Origin of the sequence: Microcoleus vaginatus PCC 9802, assembly GCA_022701275.1 — a bacterium.
Lineage (GTDB): Bacteria > Cyanobacteriota > Cyanobacteriia > Cyanobacteriales > Microcoleaceae > Microcoleus > Microcoleus vaginatus_A.
On the sequence record CP031740.1, the window covers coordinates 4,728,522 to 4,754,985 of the forward strand.

Here is a 26,464-nt window from a genome sequence, read left to right on the forward strand (position 1 = left end):
GCTCTGCCTCACATTTCTCTCTCCCGTTTCCAACGAGGCAGAGCCTCGCGACACGCATTCATAGGCTCTGCCTAGGAACGAGAAGAACGAGAAGAAAAAACTGTAAAGTGCATTGAGGCAAAGGACAAAAATAGATGATTGTTGAAAATAGTCAAGTGGTGCTATCCGTCCGCGATTTAACGGCGAATGTGGAAGATACCCAAATCCTTAAGGGTTTGAATCTGGAAATTAAATCGGGTGAAATTCACGCGATTATGGGCCCGAACGGTTCGGGCAAAAGCACTTTATCCAAGATATTAGCCGGCCATCCTGCTTATACGGTAACGGGCGGAGAAGTTACTTTTTTGGGTCAAAATCTGCTGGAATTACCGCCGGAAGAACGTTCTCTGGCTGGCGTATTTCTGGCTTTTCAATATCCTTTAGAAATTCCCGGCGTTAGCAATCTGGATTTCTTGCGCGTGGCTTACAATTCTCACCGCAAACATCGCGGCTTGGAAGAATTGGATGCTTTTGATTTCCAAGATTTAATCGAGGACAAGCTGGATATTGTCAAGATGAATGATTCTTTTTTAGGCCGCAGCGTAAATGAGGGTTTTTCCGGCGGCGAGAAAAAGCGGAATGAGATTTTGCAAATGGCGCTGTTGGAACCGAAATTAGCTATTTTAGATGAGACTGATTCGGGTTTGGATATCGATGCTCTCAAGATTGTCGCCGGCGGTGTGAATCAGTTGTCAAATGCTGGAAATTCGATGTTGGTGATTACTCACTATCAGCGGTTGCTGAATTACATTATTCCTGATTTTATTCACGTCATGGAAGGTGGCCGAATTATCACGACTGGCCCGAAAGAGTTGGCGCTGGAATTGGAAGAGCGCGGTTATGACTGGGTTGGGGAAGAGGAAGCAGCAGGAGTAGGCGCGCGATGATGAATACGCAAGTTGCTAGTAGGGAAATGTTTTTGACTGATTTGGTGAATCAGTGCAGCAAGTTGGAGGCTGCTAATAGCAAAACTCCGGCTTACGGGTTGCAGGATTTGCGGGAGGCGGCGACGCAATACGTGCTTTCTTCGAGTTTTCCGACGGTGAGGGATGAAGAATGGCGCTTTACTGATTTGTCGTCGGTGTTGCAAATTCCTTTTCATATACCGCAGAGCAATCAGTCAAAAGTTAAGCTGGCTGATATCATTATGCCCGTGAAAAATCGGGATGATTTACCCTTAAGATTGGTATTTGTCAACGGTTTTTATGCGCCGGATTTGTCAACGGTGGAGTCGTCGGTTTTTCCGAATTTGCCGTTAGCGGAGCCCTCGAAGAGGATCGACTTTTACGCAGGTAATCTATCCAATGTACCCGAAAAATATCAAGGGCGCATCAGCGATGTTTTGAGCAAGCACAGACAGCAAACCGAGGTGTTTACAGCGCTGAATACTGCGGGTTTGGCTGATTCTGCGGTGGTGTTCGTGCCGGCCAATATGTCGATCGACCTTCCGATTCACTTGCTGTTCCTGACAGCGCCTGGTGCATCTCCCACGATGTCCCAGCCGCACTGCTTGGTCATAGCTGAGCCTGGAAGCAATGTCACGCTGGTTGAGGATTACGCAACTATCGGTAATGTCGCTGCATTTACTAATGCTGTAACCGATGTTGTTGTCGGCGAAAACGCCACTGTGAATCACGTTCGGCTGCAGCGGGAAGGTGGGGAGGTTGTTCATATCGGCACAAGTGCGATCGAGCAATCTCGTAATAGCCGTTACACTTGCCATGCTATCAGCTTGGGAGGCAAAATATCGCGGCACAATTTAGAAGTATTTCAGCGTGGCGAAGCCACTGAAACAACTCTAAATGGCTTAACCGTAGCCTTTGGGGAACAGTTATCTGACACTCACAGTTTAATCGATTTCAATCACCCCCACGGTACAAGCCGCCAATTGCACAAGTGCATTATCGGTAACAAAGCTCGCGCTGTATTTAACGGCAAAGTTTTCGTTCGCAAAGCCGCACAATTGACAGATGCCGGACAGTTGAGCCGGAATTTGTTGCTGTCGCCGAGAGCTCGTGTAGATACCAAACCGCAGTTAGAAATTGTGGCCGACAACGTTAAATGTTCCCACGGTGCAACTGTCAGCCAGTTAGAAGATGATGAGCTTTTCTACTTGCAAAGTCGCGGTTTGGATTTAGAAAGAAGCCGCTATTTGCTGATTGATGCTTTTGCAGCCGAAATTCTCAATCAGTTGCCAATTATTGGCGTGGCGAAAATGCTTTCTACCTGCATGGCTATCCAAGGATAAAAGAATCAGCAACAGCGTCGAAGCCTGTGCCACAACAATAAATATTCTTGTGGGGTGGGCCAATAGCCCGCCCATAATCAGCAACAGCGTCGAAGCCTGTGCCACAACAATAAATATTCTTGTGGGGTGGGCGAATAGCCCGCCCATAATCAGCAACCATACTAACTTCTGAAATTTATGACACTTATTCAAGAAAAAACACTTGCATCAAAAGTTCGCGGCGACTTCCCAATTTTGAATGAAAAAGTCAACGGTAAACCGCTAATTTATCTAGACAATGCAGCTACTTCTCAAAAACCCCTAGCCGTGCTCAACGCTTGGCGCGATTACTACGGACAATACAATGCAAACGTGCACCGCGGCGCTCACACTCTCAGCGCCAAAGCGACTGATGCTTACGAAGGTGCTAGAGACAAAGTTGCGGCGTTTGTGAATGCCGCGTCGCGGCAAGAAATTGTTTACACTCGCAACGCCACCGAAGCGATTAATTTGGTTGCTTATTCTTGGGGTTTGAGCAATCTGCAAGCCGGAGATGAAATTATCCTGTCGGTAATGGAACACCACAGCAATCTCGTGCCGTGGCAAATGATGGCTCAAAGAACCGGTGCGGTGCTGAAGTTTGTCGAGTTAACGGAAACTAACGAGTTTGATTTGGAACAGTTTAAAACGCTGATTTCCCATAGAACTAAATTGGTGTCTACCGTTCACGTTTCTAATACTTTAGGCTGCATTAGTCCTGTTAAAGAAATCTGCGAGATTGCTCACCGTTTCGGCGCAAAAGTTTTAATTGATGCTTGTCAAAGCGTGCCGCACATGATAGTAGATGTGCAAGCAATAGATTGCGATTGGCTGGTTGCTTCCGGCCACAAAATGTGCGCTCCGACTGGCATCGGTTTTCTGTACGGTAAGCTGGACTTGCTAAGAGAAATGCCTCCGTTTTTCGGCGGCGGTGAGATGATTGCTGACGTGTTCCTCGATTATTCCACCTATGCCGATTTGCCGCACAAATTTGAGGCCGGCACGCCTGCAATCGGAGAGGCGATCGCCCTTGGTGCAGCAATCGATTATCTTAGTAACATTGGCATGGATAAGATTCACGCTTGCGAAGCTGAATTGACTGCTTATATGTTCCAACAATTGCGGCAAATTCCCGAAATCAAAATTTACGGGCCACAACCAGACAGTAACGGCGAAGGTAGGGCAGCTTTGGCGGCATTTACTGCGGGAGAAATTCACCCTCAAGACTTGTCTACCATGTTAGACCAGGAGGGAGTCGCGATTCGTTCCGGGCATCACTGCACGCAAGCTTTGCACCGCTATTTGAACGTTTCATCTACTGCCAGAGCGAGTTTGTATTTTTACAATACTCGCGAGGAGATTGATGTGTTTGTGAAAGCGTTGAAAGAGACGATCGACTTTTTTGGTGGGATTATGGGATAATTTGGTGAGGTGGGCAAATGCCCACCTTGTTAGTAGAAAATCGTTTGCCTTTGCCGAGCGGAATATCTCGTGAAAATAGTTGAGTATTATAGTTTAATAATACAACCACTAAAAAACATGAATCAATATCCTATTATCCTCATGCCAGACCCTGTTATTCAAGCTCTGGATGCAGTTCCATTTACATGGAAATTTAGTGAACCAAAACCTTTACCTCCTAGTTATAAGCCCCAACCAATTGATGTATTTTTGTTTTTTTATAAATCTCTCCCATTAATTATTCCTTTTGCAACTATTTCTCTAATTGCCAGTAGAAATATTATCATCACTGTCTATATTTCTCTAGGGGGGATTTTTGTTACTGCCTTGAACTTCTGGCAACAACAAATGTCTTACTTACGAACACTTAATCAATACAAGCAACAAATGCGCGATAATAAAGATTTGTTAGCAGAATGGCAAAAGCGTGAGATTCAGCATAAACGGCAGATAGCAAAATCCCAAAAACCTGAAAAAATAAAACAGTATCGCTATCAGATAATTAAAGACATTATCATAAAAACAATCCCTCCTGAAGGTATAATTGTCAGTACAAAGTCTCAGTGGCTTGAAAGTAAATTTTATAATAACTTACAGCAATTATTTCCCGATAAGATTTATAACAATTTAATTATCCAAAAAGCCCACTCCTATCAACGTTACTGTATAGAAATTTCTTATTTTGATAAATTAACAAATTTACGTATTGATATAACAATAGACAAACCTTATAACTATGAAACCGGTGAGCCTAAAAATTACGAAGTGCTTGTCCAAGAAAATCAGCGCCATCAACTCTTTTTAGAAAAAGGATGGATAGTCATTAGATTTGCTGAGGAGCAAGTAGTCTGTTGGCCACAAAGCTGTTGTCGGGTAATAGCAGAAGTAATCAATCAAATAATAGGTACACCAATTCCCGATGAATTGACAACTGTAGAAACTTTACGACCTATCCAGCAATGGAATGAAGTTGAAGCACGACAAATGGCAGAGGAACGTTATCGAGATAATTATTTAATCTAGCGCTCGCTCTTTCTTTATCGGCGTTCCTCCGCGTCTATCGGCCTACATCGGCAGTCAAAAAAAGAGCGATCGCCCAACTAAAACTCCCTAATCTCAGGATGAACAAATTGATAACCAGCCGCTTTAATCTTTTGATTCGACACCCTCGCATTATAAGGCCGCACACTAGGACTTCCATCCCAAGAAGCTGGCGGCAAATTGTGAGTTTCAAAAATGCGATCGAGTAATTCGCGACTGGATAGCGACACATCCCCGACTAAATTATAGATTCCCTGCAATCGATTTTCCAAAGCAAAAGTTAACCCCCCAACAACATCATCTCGATGCACCCAATTAGTAGAATCTTCCCCCGCACCGGGACGAGTGTTCCCAGCCCAACGTCCAAAAATTTTAACTAATTCTCGCCCTGGCCCATAAATTCCTCCCAAACGGAGAATGCAGACTTGAAGATTTGGACTCGTTGCTGCTAATAAAACCCGTTCTGTTTCTGCGAGAATTTCACTGTTGGGATTAGCAGGCGCTACGGGAGAATCTTCATTTACCAATTCACCTTGGCGATCGCCATACACAGAATAAGTACCCGTATAAATAACCTGCTTTACTGTCGGTATCTGCTGTAAAACCGATACTAAAGTTGTCGCAGTATCTAAATAACTTTCCCGATAAGCATGAGGATTTGGAGCACCGACGCACAGCATAACAGCATCTTGTTCTTGCAGTATGGCCGTCATTGCATCTTTGTCATTTCCCTTGAGCACGGCTACCCGCTGCGCGACACCCTCCAACTCAACTACTCGCGTCGCCGTGGTAGTTGTCGCCGTCACGGTACAATCAGATTTGCCGCGTAAATGTTTGGCTGTCGCAGTACCCACATAGCCGCAGCCGACGATCGCAACTTTCATAAAAAATTCTCCCTTGTGTCATACTCTCTAAAATTATTGCCGGTTTCCGCAGCCCTTGAATGCAGGTGCCGAAATCATTTCGAGCGGAGTTTTGTGAGAAAATGCAAAGCATCGTTATCAATCCGAGTAGCATCGTGTCCGAGAGAGATATTTTTGCCACCTCCTCAGAAAGCGAACTTTTAGCTTTTTATGGTTCTTTGTTTGCGATCGCAGCCGCCGATGGTTCCGTTGATATTGACGAACTAGATTTGTTGTTTAAAACCATAAATTTAGACAAATTTTCTGACTCTGCAAAGACTCAAATCCAATCCTACACAGCCCGTCCTCCATCACTCAGCGACTGTTTGCAAACACTCAGCCAGTCAGAAGAACCGCTGCGTTTGGGAGTCATGTATTTTTTAATTAACATTGCTGGGGCAAATAAGACGCTGCATCCCGGAGAAAGCGAGGCGATCCAATCCGCAAAAAAACTGCTGGCGGTTTCCGACTTACAAATCCAAGCCATGCAGGAATTCATCGCAGACATGAAACAAATACGAGAAGCCGCGCCCAATAAAAATCAGGCATCAGCCTCCTTCAATTCTGCTGTTTCCCAGCTCAAAAATAAGGGCATTCCTCTCGATTTAATCGACCGAAAAGGAACCACAACAAACCTCAGCAACCCCAAAATTAACTATTCAGATGAAAGTTTTTGGACTAAAATTAAAAACTTTGCTTTAACCGCAGGAAGAGAAGTAGTTGAAAAAGCTTTGATTCTCTACTATACGGCTGAAAACCCAAACGTGCCTGCTTGGGCAAAAGGAGTTGTAGTTGGAGCTTTGACGTATTTTATATCTCCTGTCGATGCCATTCCCGATATATTAGCCGGTATCGGATTTACCGACGATTTGGGAGTCTTGCTGGCGGCAATAGCTACTGTGTCAGTATACATTAATGCTGATACTAAAGAACAAGCAAAACAAAAAATGAAAGATTGGTTTGGCTAATAATATTATGTCCGGTGGAGCGTTTTGTTTGGGTCTGCATCGGAATAATATAATCTAAATAATATAGCAGTTGTCAATCCGATGAAATACAGGACACGGCAGTGCCGTGTCCCTACCCAATATCTGTAATTGACTCAACTGAAAACTTGATTATTGTGGATTCTCAGTCTTTAATCGGCTTGCCATCTCGATTGACAATACGGCTTTCACCATCCTTAGCCGTGACATTTTCATAAACCCCTTCATCCCGCTTCACGTACTTGCTGAAACCCGAATTTTTATAATCGGTGTCGGATGTCGGCTTCATCAACCTCGGAGCGCTCAGCAGTCGGCGTACCGGAGCATCTGCCGGAGTGTCCCCGGGTTCGCACTTAGCTAACTCGCACAGTTGGCCCCAAGTCGAAACTTCCAGGTTCATGCTGTGGGAAACTTCTAACTGCTGGTTGTTTTTGGGACAAAAATAATCGTATACAGGCATACTAAGAATCTCGTTTGCAACTACTAAAATTACTAATTGCACGGTAATTGAGAATATTATAGCTCAACATTACTAATAATTCAAGCCCAACAATCAAACTTTACTATTTTTAACGGTTGTTAAAACCTTAAATCAGCTATATTATTAACCCTGTGTGCTTGCTCCCGGATGCGATCGAGACAAAGCCCAAAACTACGCTACCCTGAAATCCTCTGAATCGATCCAACGATCGCACGATCGACGGCTAGCAAATGCCCGCAATACTTCCCTCAATGCCGTCACAGGATTGATCGTCATTTTCAGACTGTACGCAAATCACAGATTCTAAGTTTCAATTTTATTTATTTACTCACCAGCGAGGATTTACCGATGAGCGATTTCAAAGTTACGCCAGAAGTAGAGCTGAACACAGCTCAAATGTTGGAGCGATACCAACTGCAAGAGGAGACAACTCTGCGGCGTTGGGCAAAACTGCACGGCATCAACAGCACTCGCGGTTTCTTCTATCCCAGTGAAGTAGATTTGATGGATCACGCTCACCACCATCTTTACAATTTGGGAATGAGCATTGCTGACTACCAAAGTCTTTTAGATCGACGCCGCAGCCATTCCCAGACACCAGGCGACCACAATAAAACAGTAGCAAGTCAAGTTGCTGACGAAGCATACGATGCCATAGAAACGCTGACCGATCAGTATGCTGAAGCTATTGATTTAATGGGAGAACGTATAGCCGACCATTTCATAGATGAACTCGATTTATCTGTGATGCGGCACCTTTCTAAAAAAGTGCAAGACCGCCGCACTCTCAATGGTCAAGCTAAAAAGCCTAACCGTTTTCTCCAAGTGATTAAAGCCGTGTTGCAACCGAGCAGCGAAAATACGCTTCTGGTTCCCAAAAAAGAGAATGACTCTAGTTTAGAATTAGAACAGCATCATCGGCTTGGCTAGTCGCCGATTTTTGTGAAAGACTAAGAGACTTTTTGTCAAATTTACTGCTCAAATTTACTGAAAAGCCCCCGCGAACCCTCCCCTGGTCAAGGGGAGGGAGCAAGAGTCAAGTTTTTTATATTATGAAGGACAATTGAAGAGAATAAATTGAGGTTTCCCAGAAGTCTAAATTACTTTTCAACTGATGTTGGGTTTCCCGACTCAGCCCAACCTAATATAACTGGGGACTGATTGCGCGATCGCTAAAATTAGAGATAATATCTGCTGAATTGAACCTGTCAACCTCGCCCAAGGTAAAAAAATGATTAAATCCTGGATGGTAATTGGAGGCGTCGCCTTGATAGTAGCACTAGCTGCTAACATAATCCCGCCCAGCGACATCCAATGGTTCAACCGCTTGCGGCGTCCGAGATGGCTAGTATTTGAAAGAGCAATTCCCCTAATTTGGACAGTAATTTTTATTTGTGCAACTTGGTCAGCAGTGATTGTTTGGGAAAAAGAACCGGGAACTCAGGAGACTTGGCTGAGAATGGGTTTGTACCTGCTTTTAGAAATAGTAACTATGTCTTACACCTCGGTTATGTGCAAAGTTAGGAGCCTAAAAGTCGGCACAATAATCGGCGGAACGGGCGCTATTTTAAGCGTAATCCTAGCTTTAACTGTGTTGCCAGTTTCGGAGCCGGCCGCCCTGTTATTGCTGCCTTACATACTTTGGAGTCCGATCGGCACTTACACCACTTGGGTCATGATGCACCTCAATCCGGCGGATGTTTAGGCTCTGGAATTAGTCCTTTTAAGGGGATTGCAAGCATCGGGAAAAAGCACCTTTTTTCGGTAGTATCTACCTGCAACGCAGGTTTTAGTCAGCAAAGACTTGATGCAAAATAATAGTACAGTTGCACAACTGGAAGCTTATGATATCGGTAACCCAAGCTGCATGAACCAAGTGTGCTTGTCTATGTAACCGCGTTGAAAATGGATTTTGCCATCAACAACCTGAAAGAAGCCACAGCCTTCAGCGTAAAACTTTTGCCAGTTGGTAGGTTGCCACCAAACTCACCTAGAGATGTGCCGCCACCAGTCCACTCGACGATCGCCCACTCGCCATCCTCAAACAGATTCTCAACGTGCGTGTAATTGTCTCGAAAGGCTGGGAAGAAGGTAACAAAACTCTCAAGCAATGCCTCACGCCCGTTTAGAGGATCGCCAAAGGCAACTTGATGGTTCTGTGCATCCTCGTGATAAAGCTCGATCGGGGCGTAAGGGTCACGAGCGTTATAAGCAGAAACCCAGTCTTGGATCACTTGCTTGGGCCTTTTCACTTTTGGTTCCCTAATACAGATAAGTAAAGATATTGAGTAGCAGCTTATAACCCTCAAATTTACCGACTTGGAGACCTGCTAGGTGGCTCAGTTTCCGGGGGTTCGGGAGGGGGAGATTCAGCATCGGGAAGATTCAGCGACTCTTCCCAAACTTGGATTTGCGATCGAGCTTGCTCAAAAGCCCGAGTACCCGAGGGAATTTTTTTCAAAGTCGCGATCGCCCCAGCCAGATCCGACGACGACTGTTCCACACCAAGCGCCAAAATCCGCTGGCTCCACTCATCAATCGCCTCACTCGCCTGCCACCGGAGCGAACTCGACTCAGGCACCTCAAGGGCCAGCGCAATAGCCGTTTGCAGAGCCTCCGCAGTCCCCGCTCGGGCGGCCTGACGGGCGTTCTGCAAACCTTGCTCGCCCAGAAATTGAGCCTCCCAAGTCCGAATGTTCGATCGAGCTTCCTCATAAAGCACCCGTCCCGATCTAATCCGGCGGGCCATCTCAATTGCGCCCGCCAAATTGCCGCCCGCCGCTAGCTGCTGAGCTCTATCCAAAAACGGCTGGTCTTGAAGCCGCTGTCTCCTATCAAGCCAAGCTTGAATTTTGGTTTGAGCTTCCACGTAAAGCGCCCTACCTCTAGCAATCCGAGAAGCTTGAGCAACGGCCGCTTCTAGAGCATTCGGATCGCCCATACTCGCCAAATCGTTCGCTCTTTGCAAATACGGACTATCTTCCAGCAGCTCGATTTGACGACTCAAGCTGCTAATTTGACTGCGAGCTTCCTCAGAGCGGGGATTTGATTCCGGGACTGTTTGTAATTGCGCGATCGCAGCCCTCAAATCATTTACCCCACCCGGCGCCGCCAGCCTGCTTGCCAAATCCAAAACTTTCACATCAGCCCTTTCTTGCTGCCAGCGGCCGACTAAATCTTGAGCTTGTTTGTATAAAGGGCGGCCGGACTTCAACTTTTGAGCAATCTCGATCGCCTTGGAGAAACCCTCAACAGAGCCAGTCAAAGCCTGAGAAGTAGCATTCGCCAACTGGTTAAAATCCTCAACTTGCTCCCTTAAATTTGCAGTGTCGGGAATTTTGTTAGCGATCGCGATCGCCTGCTCCCAATCCCCCACCTGCAAGCGTTTTTGGGCGATTTCCAGAATTTTCTTGCTAAATTCCGCGATCGCCTTATTGGCAGCTTGATACAAATAACTCTTCTGACCAATTCCCTGAGCCAGCTTAATCCCCGTCACCAGATTGTCGAGACCTCCCTCCGAGGCTGTATTCCGGGCTTTGACCAACTTATTGCCCTCAGTCCGAGTCGCCTGAATTAGCTTAGTCAATTCCTCGTACTTAGTCGATTCCCAGAAAGTATTTCCCAAATCCAAAAGCAAAGTAGCTTGGCGGAAAGCCAGCGTCCACTCTTCCTTACGCAAGTGGTCTTCGGCCGTGCGGTAAATTTTCTCTGCATCGCTCCATATCGACTGCCACTTTTCAATCTGCTTTTCCACCGTCGGGTAAGCAGGAACGTTTTGAGGAACCTTGCGAGCGATCGCAATCGCCTGCTCCAGCTTTCCTTCTTGGAAACTAGCATTTCCCAGCCTGAGCATATCTTCCGACCACCGAGCGATTTGACCGTTAATTCTCGGCCGCAGCGGATGGTCTTGTGGCAAAGCATTCACTAATTCGATCGCCAACAGCAAATCATCTGCCGTCCGCTTGCTTGCTGCTTCTTGAGCGCAAAAAAAGCGATCGTTAGCAGAAGCCGTCGGCCAAAAAATCTTTGAGCAATTCGACTGCGAGGTCAGGTTGAGCAAAGACGCAATTGCCACAAACCCCATACCCACCGACAGCAGCAAACTCACCGCCAGCCAAAACTGCCACTTATTCGACCAGCTCCGCCACAACTTGTGTGGCCCGGGCGGCTGCGAGTTTTCCCCAGACAAATTCGGCCGTAGTTCCAAATGCCCTCCCGGCAGTTTTCCCGAAGTAACCAGCTCTCGGAGCTCTTTAAGTCGTTCAGCCCGGTTTTTCCTTGCTGGTAACCGCACCAGCGACGAAGTATCCTTTGTTGACTCCAAGGATTCTGATGCAGACCAACGGCCTGGTGTTTTGCGATCTTGACTCATATCCTCACCACAAACAACAACCAGCCTGTCTTAATTATTTCAAAACAGCGATCGCTGCTATTGACTGCTCTATAGAATGTATTCATCACTTTTAAATACTCCAGCAGGCGAAAGACTACAAGAGACGATCGCCAAACCACAAAAATCAAAATTTTGTGATTAGGTAATTGATAATGGGTAATTGGCAATTGGTCAAGGCCTTCATCCCGACTCGCACTCATTATTGCCAATTACACATTATTGTCTCAAGAACCGGATTTCGAGCGCAAATCGCCGATCAGTTCTGCAAGTTGGTCGCTGTTAGCTTTGTAAACCTCGTTGCAGAAATGGCAGGTAGCCTCAGCCCCCCCATCTTTTTCAATCATGTCTTGGAGTTCCGCTTCGCCCAACATTTTCAAAGCTCCCAAAACTCGATCGAACGAACAGCCGCAGTGAAACCGCACCATCTGAGTTTCCGGGAAAATTTCCAGGCCCATATCTCCCAGTAACTCTTCGAGAATCTGGTGCAGCGTTTTGCCCGATAGCAGCAGTGGCGTAAAGCCCGACAATTCAGCAACTCTAGATTCTAAAGTTTGCACCAATTTTTCGTCCGTTGCCGCCTTCGGCAGAACCTGCAACAGCACACCCCCAGACGCTTGTACCCCGCCCGCCCCCACAAACACCCCCAAAACCAGAGCCGAAGGCGTCTGCTCCGAGGTTGCCAAATAGTGAGTCAGATCGTCGCCAATTTCGCCGGAAACCAATTCTACCGTACTTGAGTAAGGGAAACCGTATCCAACGTCCCGCACCACGTACAAATAACCGTCCCCTATGGCCCCGCCCACATCGAGTTTGCCTTTAGCATTGGGTGGCAGTTCCACTTCGGGATTGTCCACATAACCTCGAACTGTTCCATCGAGTCCCGCATCAATCAGAAGCCCGCCCAGCGGCCCATCTCCTTTGATGCGAATGTTGACTCTCGATTCGGGCCGCTTCATGCTGGAGGCAAGTAACAGCCCTGCCGACATCGTGCGCCCGAGGGCCGCTGTAGCCACGTAGGAGAGCTTGTGCCGCTGTCTTGCTTCTTCGGTAAGGCGGGTGGAAATGACGGCTACAGCGCGAATTCCGCCCTCTGCGGCTGTAGCGCGAATTAATTGATCGGCCATGAAAAACCTTACTTTGTCTTTTGATACCTTCTTGAACTATTTTAGAAGTTCTTGAAGGTTGTGGCAGAAGATAGCAGCAGTTGACTCGGCGGGCCTGGGAGTGCGATCGAACTTCAGAACTCGCCTCTGTTTTCTATAAAACCTCGATCGACTAACTATTTATTAACAAATAGGCTGATTGATTCTTCCACTTAAATATTTATTTAATATGCCCGCAATAACGACTGCATTTATTTTCCATTATCTACCCGGTTATCAGTCCTTTTAAAACAACTAACAACTCATGACTAATGACTAACAACTACTCACTAACAACTAAAGCTTATCTTGGCGCTAACCAGACGATTACCAAATCTTTACCTTGGCCGGCTAGAGTGAGAGGCGTAGGTCTCAGACCAGTGTTTTTTAGCTGGAAATAACGGATATGCCATTAACATCCAAAGCACTTTTAGCGGAAATCCAGCATAACACAGGAGCGAGCCGAAACTTGCATTTTTATGCTAAGGGGGAAACCATTCCTATGATGTCGCACGGTCTTTGGCGAGTCTGTCAAGGTCTAGCACAACTGAGCACGCTTTATCCAACCGGGGAAGAAGGACTTTTGGGTTGGGTTGGGCCTTCGATGTGCTTCGGTTTGTGGTTGACAAGCTTGCAGACTTACCGAGCTACGGCGACATCAGATATTTATTTGATGTGGTATTCTATGGTGGAAATCGAAGCTTCTCCTCAATTGGCTCACGAGTTGCTGCCTCAAATGGTACGACGACTGCGGCAAATGGAAGCAATTTTAGCGATCGCCGGACAGCGGCGAGTAGATGACCGTTTGTATCAGCTACTGCTATTATTGCAACAGGAATTCGGTCAGCCTGTGGTTGAGGGAACTCGTTTGAATATCCGCTTGACACATCAAGATATTGCTAATGCGATTTGCACGACGCGGGTAACAGTAACTCGAATGCTGGGAAAATTGCAGCAGCAAGGGTTAATCAGTCGAGATGGCGATCGGCATTTAATTCTTAACAAAGATGTTTTTGCGTCCACATCGGATTTGTTTGGCTGCAACCCTCAAGCAGTGTAGAACCGACAGCAATTTGCATTTACACTTTTTTGCATTTACATAAAGTCTTCCAGTATGAGCTATCAAATCTCTGTGCATGAGAATTGTTTGTCTGGCTCTTCCTCTCCCAATCTACAGCTATACCTTTGCAGTTGGAAAAGATATAATTAAGCAGTGCATCTATTTAGGGGAAAACTCAATGGCTAACTCAACTCAAGAAACACCGCAACCAGACAAAAAAGAATTAACTGACATCACAGCTAAACCTCAAGAACAACAAGAAGAACCGCCCAATAAAGGTGACGGGCGGAAATAGTCGATCGTTAGTTTTTATTTGCTATTACTCGTTCCCCGGATCTGCCTTACCAGGCAGATCGGGAGGCTCCTCCTCCAATTTGCCCCAGCAAGAATCGAGGCAGAGCCTCTGGGGATTGGTTCCCAGGCAGAGCCTGGGAACCAGTTAATCGGGTTTGTTTACTATTGACAAATTATTCAGTTTGTGTAGTTGCGTTGTTCGATCGCAACTTCGGCTTTCCCGGCTTTCCACGAAGGCCCTTTAAAGAAACCACATCAGCCTCAGAACTCTCCCTCGCCACCCGAATCAGCAACCCCGACAACAACAAACTTGCCAACATCGAAGAACCCCCATAACTAAAAAACGGCAGCGGCAAACCCGTAGTCGGCAAAACCCCCGTCGCCACCCCAATATTCAGCAGCGACTGTCCCACCATCACCACCATCACCCCAATCGCCACCAACTGACTCTCACTATTTCGAGCCTTCATCGCTACCCTCAACGCCACAGTAGAGTAAGCTGCCAACATCAGCAACAGCGAGAAACCTCCCACCAAACCAAACTCCTCAGCAAACACAGCAAAAATAAAATCGCTGTACTGAATCGGCAAATAAAATAGCTTTTGCTGCGACATCCCCAAACCCACACCCCAAATGCCCCCAGAACCCACAGCCAGGAGACTTTGAATCAACTGATAGCCGTCTTGCATCGGATCAGCCCAAGGATTGAGGAAAGACATAATCCGGCGACGCTGGTATTCCCTAAAACTAATACTTAAAACGGCTAAAAGCATTCCCCCCATAGCCGTTGCGCCCAACTGCAAGTAAGGCAAGCCCGCAGCCAAAGCCACCAACCACAAAGTCATCCCGCACAAAGCCGTGGTACTTAAATTCGGCTGCAACAAAATTCCCAACAGCATTGCACCGAAAATTAACAGCCAAGTTAAGCGAACTTTATTCGTCAACCGGGACCAGTTGCCGAAAATGCGGGCGCTTTGGAGAACAAAAAACGGCTTGATCAACTCAGAAGGTTGAATAATCGGAACCGGGCCCAGAGATATCCAGCGGGTCGCCCCGTTGATTGTGGTTCCCACTCCCGGAACTAAGGTCAACCAGAGCAATCCCAGCAGCAATAAAACGCCTAACTGAGATGTTTTCATGATGTAGCGCAGTGGGGAGTACACCATCAAGTTAAAGCCGGCCAGCCCGATCGCCACTGCGATTAGCTGTCGTTTAAAATAATAAAGGCCGTCTCCAAATTCATAATTTGCAATGGGATAGGAAGCCGAAAACAATGCTGTCAGCCCTACAAACAGCCACAGAAAAGTCAGCCACCTCAGCCACCGGGCCTCAGCGGCCCATTGAGACGCGCTGGGGTCAAAAAAGGGAATGAAGCGTCGAATGTCAGCAGCCATAGGATTTTATAGAAGAAGGAAGAATAGGACTTACGCAATGTAACGAAATTATGTCATCCTGAGCAACAAATCTGGTAATGTGTCAAAAAAACAGACTGTTTTTTGAGGTGTAGCTACAATAAGGATTTCACCGATTGGTGAATAATCTAGCTTAGATGTTAGCACATTTTTTTCAGACAAGTTAAACTGTCCATTAGCGTTCGTAATACAAGTGCAATATGTCAGATATTCACCTCTTGTTAGAAAAACTGAGTGAGAGAGAGATTTACCTTCTTAAGGTAATGGGTGAGTATCCACTACGAATCGATAAGGGAGTATGGATACTGTCCGATATACCTGAAATTTTAGTTACTCATGCCCCAAATTACCTCAGAACAAAAATATTTAGAGATCTTAGGACTCTTGAGGAGATAGGTTTAACTGAAAAGCAAAACAATGAAATACACCTTAATCACCTAGGAAAAAAACTAGCAGAATATGTACAAGAGAGGGATCAAAAGCTTTATGAGGAATTAAAAAGTAAGAGGGAAGCAGAGAGTAATGCAATGCTCGAACTATACAAACAAGGCTTCTCCTATCAAGATATTGGAACTCAGTATAAGATAAGTCAAAACAGAGTGCGTCAACTTCTATCAAATAATCGTGACTTTCGTAATTATTTGATAGAAATAGAACAAAAAAAAGAAGCAGAGAGTAATGCAATGCTCGAACTATACAAACAAGGCTTCTCCTATCAACATATTGGAACTCAGTATAAGATAAGTAAACAGAGAGTGGGTCAAATTCTATCAAAAAATCGTGCCTTTCGGGATTATTTAATAGAAAAAAAACAAAAACAACAGGCAGAAGCTGAAACTCAAGAACAAGCTCAAAAAGAGAAAAAGAGACAAGAACAGCTAGGTAAAAGCTTAATTGTAGTCTATCCAGAACGTGTTGCTGAATTGTGGGACTATGAAAAAAACGGAGACCTCAGTCCTGCAGATGTGGGTACAGGAACAGGAAGTCTATCTCCTTGGTTTAAATGCCCAATTGATGGACATTCATGGCAGAAAAAACCAAACGATATTAGTACAAGTTGGCAGAGAGGGTCTAGTGGATGTCCTAAATGTGCTGGGAAAAAGAAAAAACCCGAGAAACAGCCGACTCTAATTGAAGAGTATTCTGAACTGATTTCCAAGTATTGGGACTACGAGAAAAATGATCGGCTAGGTCTTAACCCATCAGAAACAACTCTCAGCAGCAATAAGAGAGCATGGTTTAAATGTCCCCATGATGGCAATGTGTGGCAATCAAGCATTGTTTCGACAGTAAAGCAGCAGTGGTCAAAGGATAATACTGGTTGCCGAGTTTGTAATGGCACTGCTGAGCGTAAACGAGGTGAATGGAGCCGTAGAGAACCGATAGCTCTTGAATTTCCTGATGAGATTGCTAACTATTGGTTTTATAAAGCAAATGATGAGCTAAAAATAGATCCTATGAAGCTCACAACTGGCTCGGGAAAAGAAGCTTGGTTTAAATGTCCTATTGATGGACATGAATGGGTATCATCTCTTTCTCAAATTAAATCATGTTGGAAAAAAGGAAATAGCGGTTGTCCAGCTTGTAGAGGATTCATTGCCACTAAAACCACATCATTAATTTCTCTGTATCCTGATTATGTTAGCCAGTATTGGGACTACGAGAAAAATAATGCATTAGGTCTATCTCCTGACAAGGTAACTAAAGGCTCTCAAAAAGAAATATGGTTTAAATGTCCTATTGATGGATATGAATGGAAAACTAGGATAGGTGTTATTACTAAATCTGCTTGGAGTCGTGGAAATAGTGGATGCGCTCGTTGTTTTGGTTGGAGTCTGGAAGCAATTCGTCAATTTGTAGCAAGTTTAGAAGGATACATCCCCAACCTAACTCAAGCTGAATTGTATAAAATATTTGAGCAATCAGGTGCTTTAGGTACGCAAAATGCTGAAGGTCTCAAAATTGTTAAAGACATTATCAAGGGCAAACTCTCAGGGCAAAAACTACGAGATTTGATTCAGGGTAAAGAAGTCAAAACCTCTGGTGCTGACAGCAACTCAGATGATAATCTCAAAGCTGATGATGAATTGCAAGTTGTTGATGCTGCGAATTCATCTCAAACAACTCAAGGTTTTGAAACTAGCAGTGACTCTTCAGTACAAAGTGAAGAACCTAGTGAACTACCAAGAATCAAAGTCCAGAAAAGTCTAGAATTTTTGAACAGTCAAATAGTTGCGTCAGCCGATAAAGAAGCTATTGATTTCTTTATCGCTTCTAGACGTAATCGAATTTGGGCAGAAGTATTTGAAGATGAATCTGCCGTTGAAAGCGTAGAAGCTTTTACTGAAGAAGGTTATGGTCGTCAGGTGCGAGATCAGTTTCTCGATGAATATACCCAAGCCCAGAATATGCAGATTCCCACAGGCTGGGGATTTCGCATCAATGGCAAAATTACACCGCCAAACTTAATGCAAAAGCTATCAGCGGTGAGGCTTCGCAATCAACAGCGAATGTTAAACCTCTCCTTAACTGGAACGGGTAAAACCATTGGCGGGATTCTCAGCAGTCGAATTATTGACGCTCATCTCACCATTATTATTTGTCCACTAGACACGATTCCCAACTGGCATACAGAAATCAAAGAAGTATTTCCAGATAGTCTCGTGACAACCAAAAAGTTTAACCCTCATTGGATCGATATTGAGAGTGGACATCATTACATTATTTTGAACCATGAAATGTTTCAGCAGCCCTCAACCCCTGCTGATATTCGGCAACTACTAGACCGCTATCAAATTGATCTAATTATTGTTGACGAGATTCATCGCTGCAAACACCGCAATGACGATCCATCCAAACGTCGGCAGATGGTTCTCGCGCTAATCACCAATGCAACCGAGAAAAATCCTAATCTTCATGTGCTTGGCATGAGCGCAACACCTGTGATCAACAATCTCAAAGAAGGTAAAAGCTTGGTTGAATTAGTGACAGGCGTTGAACGTAAGGATCTTGGCGAAAAAGCCACACTCAACAACTGTATGCGTCTGCATCAAGCATTTGCAACTGTGGGCATCCGTTCTAAAGTCAAGCCCAAAATTAAAATCAATAAATTCACAATTCCCGTTGACTGTACTCACCTAGTTGACAAGATTCGGGAAGAGGGGACTTCCATCATCAAAATGGAACAGATTCTCACCAGTGCAAGGATTCCAGCGATTCTGAATGAACTTCGCCCAAAAACTATTGTTTACACTCATTACGTTGAGGGCATAGTCGATCAGCTAACAGCAGCAATTAAAGGCGCAGGATGGACAGTAGGTTTTCATATGGGTGGCGATAAAAGTGGACGCAACGATTTTATTAACGGCTCAATCGATGTTCTAATTGCTAGCAGTGCAATGGCTACAGGTGTTGATGGATTTCAAAAAGTGTGCGATCGGCTGATTTTGAATATTCCACCTTGGACAAGTGCCGAACTTGAGCAGCTAGAAGGGCGGTTAAATCGTCAAGGTCAAGTCCATGATACGCTCACAATTCTTATGCCCGTTACCTATGGTTTAGATGACGGCGAACATTGGAGTTGGGATGAAGGGCGATTAGCGAGACTGCAAAACAAACAGACAGTTGCCGATGCTGCCGTTGATGGTGTGATGCCTGATGGACAACTGCGAACAGAATCTCAAGCATTCCGCGATCTACGCCAATGGCTAGAACGCTTAAAAACTGGTGAGCAAAAGCCAATCGTTCGCCCCAGAATCTTTGTCCCTCTTTCAGACGCAGATCCCGCCGATGTTCAGCGCCGTAATATTAACTATGGTGACTTTAGCCGCATGAATGCTCGTTGGAATACTAGCTATAGTCACACCAACTATGAACGCTTACAGAATAATCCCGAAGAGTGGATGCAATACCACACACTCTATCAAGAAGCCAGAAAAACATGGTCTGTTCTTCCCTATCAAGAATCTATTAAATGGCTTCAAAAGCGCTCTGGTCTAGTTGTAGGGGATTTTGGTTGTGGTGAAGCACTGATTTCTAAAGCCTTAGCCGATAAACACACATTTCACAACTATGATTTCATTGCCATCAATGATAATGTCATCGAATGCGATGTAGCTCAAGTCCCCTTGGAAGATAGCTGTTTAGACGTTGCCATGTTTAATTTATCGCTCATGGGCTTAAACAGTGCTGATTACATCCGAGAAGCAGCCCGTACTCTTAAACTCGATGGACAGCTTTGGATTTACGAAGTAACTTCACATTTCAAAAATCTGCAAGAATTCCTCAGCTTGATTGAGAGACTAGGTTTTAGAATCATTGATTCACATGAAAATTGGAAATTCTGGCATATCAGAGCCATCAAATCCGAGTAAATTAACCTAACTTATTCACAATAAGCAGAAAAATGGAGAGGAAAAAAGCCTAAAGATTTATAGCAACCGCCAAAGTGATTAGGACGTTTTCAATTTCTAAAACCATTAATTTTATTTAATTTCCCTTTTTCATTCTTTCTTCTGCTATAACAACAAAAAAGAGGTCATCGCGACCTCTTACCCCTCTACTAATCCAGCTTCGGCTCTTAAAGTAAACCTGTATTAGCTCCGGGCTTACCGGTAGCCAGTTGCACTTTAATAATTCTGCCGCCCATTTTCATAATTCTTTGCTGTTCCCGGAACCAGTTGTCGTAGGGAACGAGCTTAGTAAAATAGGTATTTTGCAATTCGCGCTGAGTGCGGATGCGAGTTTGACTGGGGACGCAAGCAGTCACCTTAAACATTCTCATGGGAAACTAACTCCTGAGTAGGTTTACAGATTTTTAGATGGATTTTTTAAAGATTGAAGGCAGGGAGTTACGAGTCAAAACTAGCTCGTTAAAACTCGTCGGGCTTTCTCGACAAGCCTTTGACGGTCTAGCAATCACTCTCAACTTCCCTGACCTCTTTTCAAAGCCAAAGGTAACAAGTCCAAAGTTAAAAGTTAAAAGAGGCAAGAAATAAGTGTTATTTCTTCTTCCTTCTTCCTTCTTCCTTCTTCCTTCTTCCTGAGTCTTAGCTCAAGCCAGAGCAGATGTAGTCGAAATAGACGCCCATTTCTTTACCAGCGTCAGAACCGACCAAACCAGCGGTGACTTCTTTCATTGCTTGGATTGCTTGTACGGTAGAACCGATGGGCACGCCCAAGGAGTTGTAGGTTTCTTTCAAACCGTTGAGCACGCGCTCATCGAGGATGGAAGGGTCGCCAGCCAACATAGCGTAGGTGGCGTAGCGGAGGTAGTAGTCCAAGTCGCGGATGCAAGCTGCATAACGACGAGTGGTGTACATATTGCCGCCGGGACGAGTTACGTCAGAGTACAACAGAGACTTAGCAACTGCTTCTTTGACAATTGTGGCTGCATTGGCGCTGATGGCTGTAGCGGCGCGGACGCGCAGTTCGCCAGAAGCAAAGTAGTTCTTGAGCTTGTCTAGAGCGCTGATGTCGAGGTACTTACCTTGAACGTCAGAGGAATTGATAACGGCGGTAATTGCGTCTTGCATGGTTGTCTTGTTTCCTAGAAAGTGGCTGAGTCAGTCCAATTTTGGAGCTAGAATTTGGAATTTGGGATTTGGGATTTGAGATTTTTAACTGGCTGGTTATTTGCAAAAGCTTTTAACTTGTTGCCGGCAACCCCCAATTTTTTAATCTAAAATCGAAAACCTAAAATCGAAATTCCTTACTGCATCGCACCGATAACGTAGTCGAAGTAAGAGGAAGCTTCGGAAGCGTCTTCTCCAGACAGCAGCGAACTTGCTGCACTTTTCATAGCGCGAATGCCTTCGGCGACGCCTTCAATCGGGGTGCCGAGAGATTTGTACATTTCGCGGACGCCGACAATACCGATTTCTTCGATCGGAGTAATGTCGCCAGCTACGATTCCGTAGGTGATCAAACGCAGGTAGTAATCCATGTCGCGCAAGCAAGTTGCGGTCATTTCTTCGCCGTAAGCGTTGCCGCCGGGAGAAACAATATCAGGGCGCTTTTGGAAAAGTTGGTCGCCTGCTTGCTTGACGATGCGTTCGCGGGATTCGCTCAAAATTTGGGCGATGCGGACGCGGCGTTCACCAGAGGTGACGAAGCTCTTGATCCGATCTAATTCACCTGGGCTCAAGTAGCGAGCTTCGGCGTCTGCGTTGACGATTGATTTGGTGACGATACTCATCTTGTGTGTACCCGCTGGATATTTTGCTATATGAACTGCTCTGCGCTGGGCTAGCGAAGGCGGGGGCTTGCGTCCCGTATCTTTCCTGCTCAGGCAGGAGCTTTGACCGGGAAGGCTGGACTTTCCACACTCAGCAACTGTTGAAGTTGTTGGCGGGTGACTGCCTTCGGTGCTTAACGGCGCTCGTTCTTCACGCCGGTGCGGTTGTGAGTGCTCGCACTAAGCCTGTCGCTTACAATACCACAAATGACTGATGCGATCTTTAATTTACGATCGAGATTGCAGCAGGCCACTTAGTGGCGATCGAGTGACTGTCGGGCAGTTAGTAAGGATATTGCTTCTCTAACACAACTACCTCTCGCAAGTATTTTGAGGCATTATGTTCACATTCTGAGTGTTACTGTAATAGTTTGTAACATTCCTTTTCATATTTGGGCCCTCGCTTGGGTCTGAGAAATTAAAATTTCACCGAAAAAAAGTATTTAAAATTACCTCGCAGCAAGGGTTGCAGGCGATCTATGCCTCGCGAGAGAGTGGGGACGGGCGAGGGCGCGAGGTTCAAAGGCTTGGCCCTGAGAGGGAGGGAAGCGGGAGATGGGGGAGACAGCGGGGAGACAGGGGAGATGTGCGATCGTCTCACATCTTGCACCATTCTCAATAAGTCTTGGACGGGCGGGCTCTGGGGCCCAACCCCTATTCCCCACAAGAAAACTCACTCTTTGTGGAACAGGCATCTTGCCTGTTCTCGATCGTGGTGCAAGATATTCATATCATCGGAAATCGTGACTTTCTTTCTTGTAGCTAGATTTGACTCTCACTTTTAATCTGGTGCGCCGTGAAAAGAAATCTCTCAGCCCTTAAAAAAGCTTTACAGTTTGGCATTAGCGGTGCTGTCGGCGGTTTCGCCGGCAATCTAATCACCGAACCTTTCATGCAGGGGCTCACTGGTTCGGAATCTGTTTTTGACAGTGTATTGTCCACAGCTCGCTGGTTTGGATTGGTAGGCGGTGGAATTGCTACTGCTATTATGTTCGGCTATTATTACTATATCAAAGGCAAGCCTCAAATTACACAGGCTTTAAAAAATGGCGGATTGTTTGGTTTAATAGCAGGAGCCATTTCTGGGGCGATCGCCGAAGGTATTTACAGCGGAATTGGCGACGGAGACAACGAATTATTGCGAGTAATTTGCTGGGGAATAGCTGGCAGTTTGTTAGGACTTGGACTTGCACAGCGGATTCCTAATTTGGGAGCGCTTCGCGGCCTGGGAGGCGGCGGTGTTGGAGGAGTTTTGGGCGGCTGTTTGTTTATTCTGTTTGCTTACAATTTATCCGGTACCGCGGGCCGCTTAGCTGGCTGTGCTGCGATCGGTTTTTGGATTGGAATTATGCTAGTTGTAGCCGAAACTTTGTTCAACAAAGCTTGGCTGGTAATTAGTTACGATACCGGAGCAAATCGCACTCTCACTCTGGGTTCGGAACCGATCACTTTTGGCAGTGATGAAAATTTGTCGATTATCTGCATTCCTAATGTTTCGCCCTTGGCGATGCGGTTTCAATTGGAAGCAGGTCAAATTGTTTGCGAGAATCTTGATAGCGGGGCGGTGAGTTATTTGCGATCGGGCGACCAAAAGAAAATCGGCAACTGTACAATTACAGTAGGAAACTCTGACTTGCCAGCCCCAACACCAGCAAATATTCCGCCTACCTTTATATCTGATCAGCCCGCAGTAAATTCTTTTACCAGCAGCCAACTTTCTCTGAAATTAGGCAGTCGAGTTATTCCTCTGAGTGCGGGAACTCAACTATTCAACTCTGACATACCGAGTTTAACAGCCGCAGCCTCTAACGGTCTTGTAGCTATAGTCACTTCTCGATCGAGAAACGAGCTTTCGTTAGGATTGACCAATTTGTGCGATCGCGCTTGGTGGGCTACAGACATACAAGGCGATATAAAAATGGTAGAACCTGAAACTACCCTGACTTTGGCGTTGGGAACTCAAATCGAATTCGGTGAAATTGACGGCGAAATTGTGTAAGTAAGTAGGTAGGTACAAACTTATCAAATAACATCATTTACAATAAGCCTTTCATGGGCGGGCAAGATGCCCACCCCACCAGAAAATTTACTCTTTGTGGAACGGGCATCTTGCCCGTTCTTAATAATAATTCAAGCAGAACTGCCGCTAACTCCAGTAATTACCGCCGCACCAATCAAATGAGCCAAACGCAAAGCTTCAGGAACTTTCCCAGTGTCTGTCAAACGCTGAAGGACCAGCGCAATTACTTCGGGTTGTTCGCCGCACACTTGAAAAAAGAAAGGTTCAAAAGCGTGAATTTTCCCGGCGCGACGCAACAATTCTAAACGGTATTCCGAGTCGGGTAAATGGCGGAGCGCTTTTTCAACAGCAGCTAAATCTGGTTGGCGGCGCATGACAGCAACGCAAGGAATTTGCAGCCGCGATGCTAACTCGGGAAGGTCAATAATATTGAAGCCGCCGAAAGCAATTCCGTCTAGCAAAACCAGATGCAATTGCGGCAGAAATTTGCCTCCGAGGAGTAGCCCAGAAATAGCATCCGTGGCATCTAATCCGTCTGGGAAAACTTGTCCCCACACCATTCCTTCAAATCGAGTTCCCCCGCAGACTATGCCCGCGATCGACACTAGACTGCCGCTTGTGCGAGAAAACGGAGCGTCGTCAAAGCCAATAACCTTAATTGTGCGATCGAGCCTCAGCAAATCTGCCAGTTTCAACTTATGGAGTTCCCTAAGCTAAAGTTTTTGAGATTAGGTTGTGTTTTACATAGTATCATATACCTTAAATAGCTCATTACTAAAAAGGTTTTAGACAATTGGCAAAAAAATACGTAGCAGCGATCGACCAAGGAACCACCAGTACCAGATTTATCATATTCGATCGCCTGGGACAGATAATATGCAGCAACCAACAAGAACACCAGCAAATCTATCCCCAACCAGGATGGGTTGAGCACAATCCCGAGGAAATTTGGCACCGCACCCAAAGCGTGATTAAAAATGCCCTCGAAATCGGCAATATCGACCCGAAAGATATTGCTGCCCTCGGTATTACGAACCAGCGCGAAACTGCAATTGTTTGGGACAGAAAAACTGGCAAGCCTTACGGCAATGCGATTGTTTGGCAAGATACCCGCACTCGCTTTATTTGCGATCAATTAGCTGAAGTTGAGGGCAAAGATCGATTTCAAAAACGATGCGGTTTGCCGCTGGCTACTTATTTCAGCGGGCCGAAAATTAAGTGGATGCTGGACAATATTCCAGGATTGCGGGAAGCTGCAAATCAAGGAGATGCTATTTTTGGCAATGTGGATACTTTTCTGATTTGGCACCTGACTGGCGGCGCGCACATTACCGATGTTACCAACGCCAGCCGCACGATGCTGATGGATTTGCAAACCCTCGATTGGGATGCCGAAACTTTGGAAATAATGGCAATTCCCCGCCAGATGCTGCCAGAAATTCGCCCTTCGAGTCAAGTTTTTGGAACTGCAAAAGGATTGCTTGCAGGTGTTCCAATTGCTGCTGCTTTGGGCGATCAGCAGGCCGCTCTCGTCGGGCAAACTTGTTTCAGTCCCGGGGAGGCAAAAAATACTTACGGTACGGGCTGTTTTATGCTGCTGAATACTGGTGAGGCGATCGTCCCTTCAAAAAACGGGTTGCTGACAACAGTCGCCTACCAGATGGGGGAATCGCCCGCTGTGTATGCTTTGGAAGGCAGTATTGCGATCGCCGGAGCTCTAGTGCAGTGGCTGCGGGACAATTTGGGCATCATCAACACATCTGCGGAAGTAGAAACATTAGCAAATACAGTCGAAGACAGTGGCGGAGTTTACGTTGTCCCGGCTTTTTCTGGACTCTACGCGCCCTATTGGAAAGACAGTGCCCGGGGAGTAATTGCAGGTTTAACTCGCTACGCGACTAAGGCACACATTGCCCGCGCAGTATTGGAAGCTACAGCCTGGCAAACGCGAGAAGTATTGGATGCGATGAATCAGGATTCGGGTGTGCAGCTTTTGTCTTTAAAAGTAGACGGAGGAATGGTGGGAAATCACACGCTGATGCAGTTTCAGAGTGATGTTTTGGGAGTGCCTGTGGTGCGACCTGTGGTAGCAGAAACTACTGCACTCGGTGCTGCTTATGCGGCCGGTTTGGCGGTGGGTTTTTGGAGTCAGCTAGCCGAATTGCGGGACAATTGGGCTGTGGATTGTACTTGGGAACCAAAAATGCCGATCGCACTTCGCGAACAAAAATATCGCTTTTGGAAAAAAGCAGTTTCCCGCACATTCGATTGGGAAGAATGAATGGCTGAGTTAACCCCAAAATGCGTATTTAGTGATATCATTAAATTCAGCACTATTTTTCAAATTTCAAATAAATGATTTCGCTAAAGAACTTAAAAAAAATTCTCACCGCCTTTCTATTGATACTGACACTGGCATTTGTAGAAATCGCCACTAATTCCCAAATCGCCCTCGCAGATACAGCTACAAATCCCACAACGGCAGCCGAAGTCTTCAGCGCCAACTGTGCAGGCTGTCACATCAACGGCAGCAACATTATCAGGCGCGGCAAAAACTTGAAACAAAAAGCTTTAAAAAAATACGGTATGGATTCCATCGCCAACATTTCCAACTTAGTAATCAACGGCAAAGGTATTATGCCCGCTTACAAAGATCGTTTATCTGAACAACAAATTATCGATGTTTCAGCTTACGTGCTATCCCAAGCCGAAACCGATTGGAAATAGAACCT

General features: G+C 45.7%; 24 protein-coding genes and 1 pseudogene. 14 read left to right on the plus strand and 11 right to left on the minus strand.

Annotation, left to right across the window (positions count from 1 at the left end; genetic code table 11):
• The first annotated feature begins 134 nt into the window (after positions 1–134).
• The 4 genes from sufC (at position 135) to D0A34_19275 (ending at position 4,789) form a co-directional block, all read left to right on the plus strand.
• Positions 135–926: a Fe-S cluster assembly ATPase SufC gene (gene sufC, locus D0A34_19260; protein UNU20727.1), complete on the plus strand. Its 792-nt coding sequence runs from the start codon at positions 135–137 to the stop codon at positions 924–926.
• Positions 926–2,287 (plus strand): Fe-S cluster assembly protein SufD, encoded by a 1,362-nt coding sequence (gene sufD, locus D0A34_19265; GenBank protein ID UNU20728.1) that lies wholly within the window; start codon positions 926–928, stop codon positions 2,285–2,287. Before sufC ends, sufD begins: the two co-directional genes overlap by 1 nt.
• Before the next feature lie 177 nt (positions 2,288–2,464).
• Positions 2,465–3,727, plus strand: a complete 1,263-nt coding sequence (gene sufS, locus D0A34_19270) for a SufS family cysteine desulfurase (protein ID UNU20729.1) — start codon at positions 2,465–2,467, stop codon at positions 3,725–3,727.
• 117 nt (positions 3,728–3,844) lie between these two features.
• Complete coding sequence (locus tag D0A34_19275; GenBank protein UNU20730.1) at positions 3,845–4,789, plus strand: hypothetical protein; 945 nt, start codon at positions 3,845–3,847, stop codon at positions 4,787–4,789.
• A gap of 77 nt (positions 4,790–4,866) precedes the next feature.
• Here D0A34_19275 and D0A34_19280 read toward each other — a convergent pair whose 3' ends face one another.
• Positions 4,867–5,691: an NAD-dependent epimerase/dehydratase family protein gene (locus D0A34_19280; GenBank protein ID UNU20731.1), complete on the minus strand. Its 825-nt coding sequence runs from the start codon at positions 5,689–5,691 to the stop codon at positions 4,867–4,869.
• A gap of 134 nt (positions 5,692–5,825) precedes the next feature.
• Here D0A34_19280 and D0A34_19285 point away from each other — a divergent pair, with 134 nt between their 5' ends.
• Positions 5,826–6,677 (plus strand): DUF1232 domain-containing protein, encoded by an 852-nt coding sequence (locus D0A34_19285; protein ID UNU22375.1) that lies wholly within the window; start codon positions 5,826–5,828, stop codon positions 6,675–6,677.
• A 163-nt stretch (positions 6,678–6,840) separates the two neighbouring features.
• Here the strand turns inward: D0A34_19285 and D0A34_19290 are convergent, their stop codons facing one another.
• The gene (locus D0A34_19290) at positions 6,841–7,197 is read right to left on the minus strand and encodes a zinc ribbon domain-containing protein (GenBank protein ID UNU20732.1); all 357 of its coding nucleotides are present in this window, start codon (positions 7,195–7,197) and stop codon (positions 6,841–6,843) included.
• Positions 7,198–7,524: 327 nt separating this feature from the next.
• On the opposite strand from D0A34_19290, the gene D0A34_19295 reads away from it, so the two are divergent.
• On the plus strand, positions 7,525–8,106 hold the full coding sequence (locus D0A34_19295; GenBank protein ID UNU20733.1) for a hypothetical protein: 582 nt from the start codon (positions 7,525–7,527) through the stop codon (positions 8,104–8,106).
• A gap of 301 nt (positions 8,107–8,407) precedes the next feature.
• Positions 8,408–8,881 (plus strand): TspO protein, encoded by a 474-nt coding sequence (locus D0A34_19300; GenBank protein ID UNU20734.1) that lies wholly within the window; start codon positions 8,408–8,410, stop codon positions 8,879–8,881.
• 137 nt (positions 8,882–9,018) lie between these two features.
• Here D0A34_19300 and D0A34_19305 read toward each other — a convergent pair.
• The 4 genes and pseudogenes from D0A34_19305 to hslO form a co-directional block, all read right to left on the minus strand.
• Positions 9,019–9,428 (minus strand): annotated as a pseudogene (locus tag D0A34_19305) (polyketide cyclase).
• A gap of 59 nt (positions 9,429–9,487) precedes the next feature.
• Complete coding sequence (locus D0A34_19310; protein ID UNU20735.1) at positions 9,488–11,548, minus strand: hypothetical protein; 2,061 nt, start codon at positions 11,546–11,548, stop codon at positions 9,488–9,490.
• Positions 11,545–11,769, minus strand: a complete 225-nt coding sequence (locus tag D0A34_19315) for a hypothetical protein (protein ID UNU20736.1) — start codon at positions 11,767–11,769, stop codon at positions 11,545–11,547. The genes D0A34_19310 and D0A34_19315 overlap by 4 nt, the downstream gene beginning before the upstream one ends.
• A gap of 24 nt (positions 11,770–11,793) precedes the next feature.
• A complete protein-coding gene (hslO, locus tag D0A34_19320) occupies positions 11,794–12,693 on the minus strand; it encodes an Hsp33 family molecular chaperone HslO (protein UNU20737.1) in 900 nt (299 codons plus the stop codon).
• Between the two features lie 424 nt (positions 12,694–13,117).
• Here hslO and D0A34_19325 point away from each other — a divergent pair, with 424 nt between their 5' ends.
• Complete coding sequence (locus tag D0A34_19325) at positions 13,118–13,771, plus strand: Crp/Fnr family transcriptional regulator (protein ID UNU20738.1); 654 nt, start codon at positions 13,118–13,120, stop codon at positions 13,769–13,771.
• A gap of 76 nt (positions 13,772–13,847) precedes the next feature.
• The gene (locus D0A34_19330) at positions 13,848–14,066 is read left to right on the plus strand and encodes a hypothetical protein (protein ID UNU20739.1); all 219 of its coding nucleotides are present in this window, start codon (positions 13,848–13,850) and stop codon (positions 14,064–14,066) included.
• 172 nt (positions 14,067–14,238) lie between these two features.
• Here D0A34_19330 and D0A34_19335 read toward each other — a convergent pair whose 3' ends face one another.
• On the minus strand, positions 14,239–15,459 hold the full coding sequence (locus tag D0A34_19335; GenBank protein UNU20740.1) for an FtsW/RodA/SpoVE family cell cycle protein: 1,221 nt from the start codon (positions 15,457–15,459) through the stop codon (positions 14,239–14,241).
• Positions 15,460–15,677: 218 nt separating this feature from the next.
• Between D0A34_19335 and D0A34_19340 the strand changes: the two genes are divergently transcribed.
• Positions 15,678–19,850, plus strand: coding sequence for a methyltransferase domain-containing protein (locus tag D0A34_19340; GenBank protein ID UNU20741.1), 4,173 nt, complete (start codon positions 15,678–15,680; stop codon positions 19,848–19,850).
• Between the two features lie 206 nt (positions 19,851–20,056).
• On the opposite strand, the gene D0A34_19345 is transcribed toward D0A34_19340, so the two are convergent.
• The 3 genes from D0A34_19345 to D0A34_19355 form a co-directional block, all read right to left on the minus strand.
• On the minus strand, positions 20,057–20,260 hold the full coding sequence (locus D0A34_19345) for a photosystem I reaction center subunit XII (protein UNU20742.1): 204 nt from the start codon (positions 20,258–20,260) through the stop codon (positions 20,057–20,059).
• Between the two features lie 265 nt (positions 20,261–20,525).
• Positions 20,526–21,011, minus strand: coding sequence for an allophycocyanin subunit beta (gene apcB / locus D0A34_19350; GenBank protein UNU20743.1), 486 nt, complete (start codon positions 21,009–21,011; stop codon positions 20,526–20,528).
• 176 nt (positions 21,012–21,187) lie between these two features.
• Positions 21,188–21,673, minus strand: a complete 486-nt coding sequence (locus D0A34_19355) for an allophycocyanin (GenBank protein ID UNU20744.1) — start codon at positions 21,671–21,673, stop codon at positions 21,188–21,190.
• 518 nt (positions 21,674–22,191) lie between these two features.
• Between D0A34_19355 and D0A34_19360 the strand changes: the two genes are divergently transcribed.
• Positions 22,192–22,497: a hypothetical protein gene (locus D0A34_19360; protein ID UNU20745.1), complete on the plus strand. Its 306-nt coding sequence runs from the start codon at positions 22,192–22,194 to the stop codon at positions 22,495–22,497.
• Positions 22,498–22,508: 11 nt separating this feature from the next.
• Complete coding sequence (locus tag D0A34_19365) at positions 22,509–23,711, plus strand: hypothetical protein (GenBank protein ID UNU20746.1); 1,203 nt, start codon at positions 22,509–22,511, stop codon at positions 23,709–23,711.
• Positions 23,712–23,842: 131 nt separating this feature from the next.
• Here the strand turns inward: D0A34_19365 and D0A34_19370 are convergent, their stop codons facing one another.
• Positions 23,843–24,427, minus strand: a complete 585-nt coding sequence (locus D0A34_19370) for a DUF99 family protein (GenBank protein ID UNU20747.1) — start codon at positions 24,425–24,427, stop codon at positions 23,843–23,845.
• A 98-nt stretch (positions 24,428–24,525) separates the two neighbouring features.
• On the opposite strand from D0A34_19370, the gene glpK reads away from it, so the two are divergent.
• Both glpK and D0A34_19380 read left to right on the plus strand, forming a co-directional pair.
• Positions 24,526–26,013, plus strand: a complete 1,488-nt coding sequence (glpK, locus tag D0A34_19375) for a glycerol kinase (protein UNU20748.1) — start codon at positions 24,526–24,528, stop codon at positions 26,011–26,013.
• A 74-nt stretch (positions 26,014–26,087) separates the two neighbouring features.
• A complete protein-coding gene (locus D0A34_19380) occupies positions 26,088–26,459 on the plus strand; it encodes a cytochrome C6 (GenBank protein ID UNU20749.1) in 372 nt (123 codons plus the stop codon).
• Positions 26,460–26,464 lie beyond the last annotated feature (5 nt).

Excerpts from the sequence above, each read along its gene's own strand:
- sufC (UNU20727.1), top strand. The coding sequence starts at position 135 with ATGATTGTTGAAAATAGTCAAGTGGTGCTATCCGTCCGCGATTTAACG.
- sufD (UNU20728.1), top strand. The coding sequence starts at position 926 with ATGAATACGCAAGTTGCTAGTAGGGAAATGTTTTTGACTGATTTGGTG.
- sufS (UNU20729.1), top strand. The coding sequence starts at position 2,465 with ATGACACTTATTCAAGAAAAAACACTTGCATCAAAAGTTCGCGGCGAC.
- D0A34_19275 (UNU20730.1), top strand. The coding sequence starts at position 3,845 with ATGAATCAATATCCTATTATCCTCATGCCAGACCCTGTTATTCAAGCT.
- D0A34_19280 (UNU20731.1), bottom strand. The coding sequence starts at position 5,691 with ATGAAAGTTGCGATCGTCGGCTGCGGCTATGTGGGTACTGCGACAGCC.
- D0A34_19295 (UNU20733.1), top strand. The coding sequence starts at position 7,525 with ATGAGCGATTTCAAAGTTACGCCAGAAGTAGAGCTGAACACAGCTCAA.
- D0A34_19300 (UNU20734.1), top strand. The coding sequence starts at position 8,408 with ATGATTAAATCCTGGATGGTAATTGGAGGCGTCGCCTTGATAGTAGCA.
- D0A34_19310 (UNU20735.1), bottom strand. The coding sequence starts at position 11,548 with ATGAGTCAAGATCGCAAAACACCAGGCCGTTGGTCTGCATCAGAATCC.
- D0A34_19315 (UNU20736.1), bottom strand. The coding sequence starts at position 11,769 with ATGAGTGCGAGTCGGGATGAAGGCCTTGACCAATTGCCAATTACCCAT.
- hslO (UNU20737.1), bottom strand. The coding sequence starts at position 12,693 with ATGGCCGATCAATTAATTCGCGCTACAGCCGCAGAGGGCGGAATTCGC.
- D0A34_19325 (UNU20738.1), top strand. The coding sequence starts at position 13,118 with ATGCCATTAACATCCAAAGCACTTTTAGCGGAAATCCAGCATAACACA.
- D0A34_19330 (UNU20739.1), top strand. The coding sequence starts at position 13,848 with ATGAGAATTGTTTGTCTGGCTCTTCCTCTCCCAATCTACAGCTATACC.
- D0A34_19335 (UNU20740.1), bottom strand. The coding sequence starts at position 15,459 with ATGGCTGCTGACATTCGACGCTTCATTCCCTTTTTTGACCCCAGCGCG.
- D0A34_19340 (UNU20741.1), top strand. The coding sequence starts at position 15,678 with ATGTCAGATATTCACCTCTTGTTAGAAAAACTGAGTGAGAGAGAGATT.
- D0A34_19345 (UNU20742.1), bottom strand. The coding sequence starts at position 20,260 with ATGAGAATGTTTAAGGTGACTGCTTGCGTCCCCAGTCAAACTCGCATC.
- apcB (UNU20743.1), bottom strand. The coding sequence starts at position 21,011 with ATGCAAGACGCAATTACCGCCGTTATCAATTCCTCTGACGTTCAAGGT.
- D0A34_19355 (UNU20744.1), bottom strand. The coding sequence starts at position 21,673 with ATGAGTATCGTCACCAAATCAATCGTCAACGCAGACGCCGAAGCTCGC.
- D0A34_19360 (UNU20745.1), top strand. The coding sequence starts at position 22,192 with ATGCCTCGCGAGAGAGTGGGGACGGGCGAGGGCGCGAGGTTCAAAGGC.
- D0A34_19380 (UNU20749.1), top strand. The coding sequence starts at position 26,088 with ATGATTTCGCTAAAGAACTTAAAAAAAATTCTCACCGCCTTTCTATTG.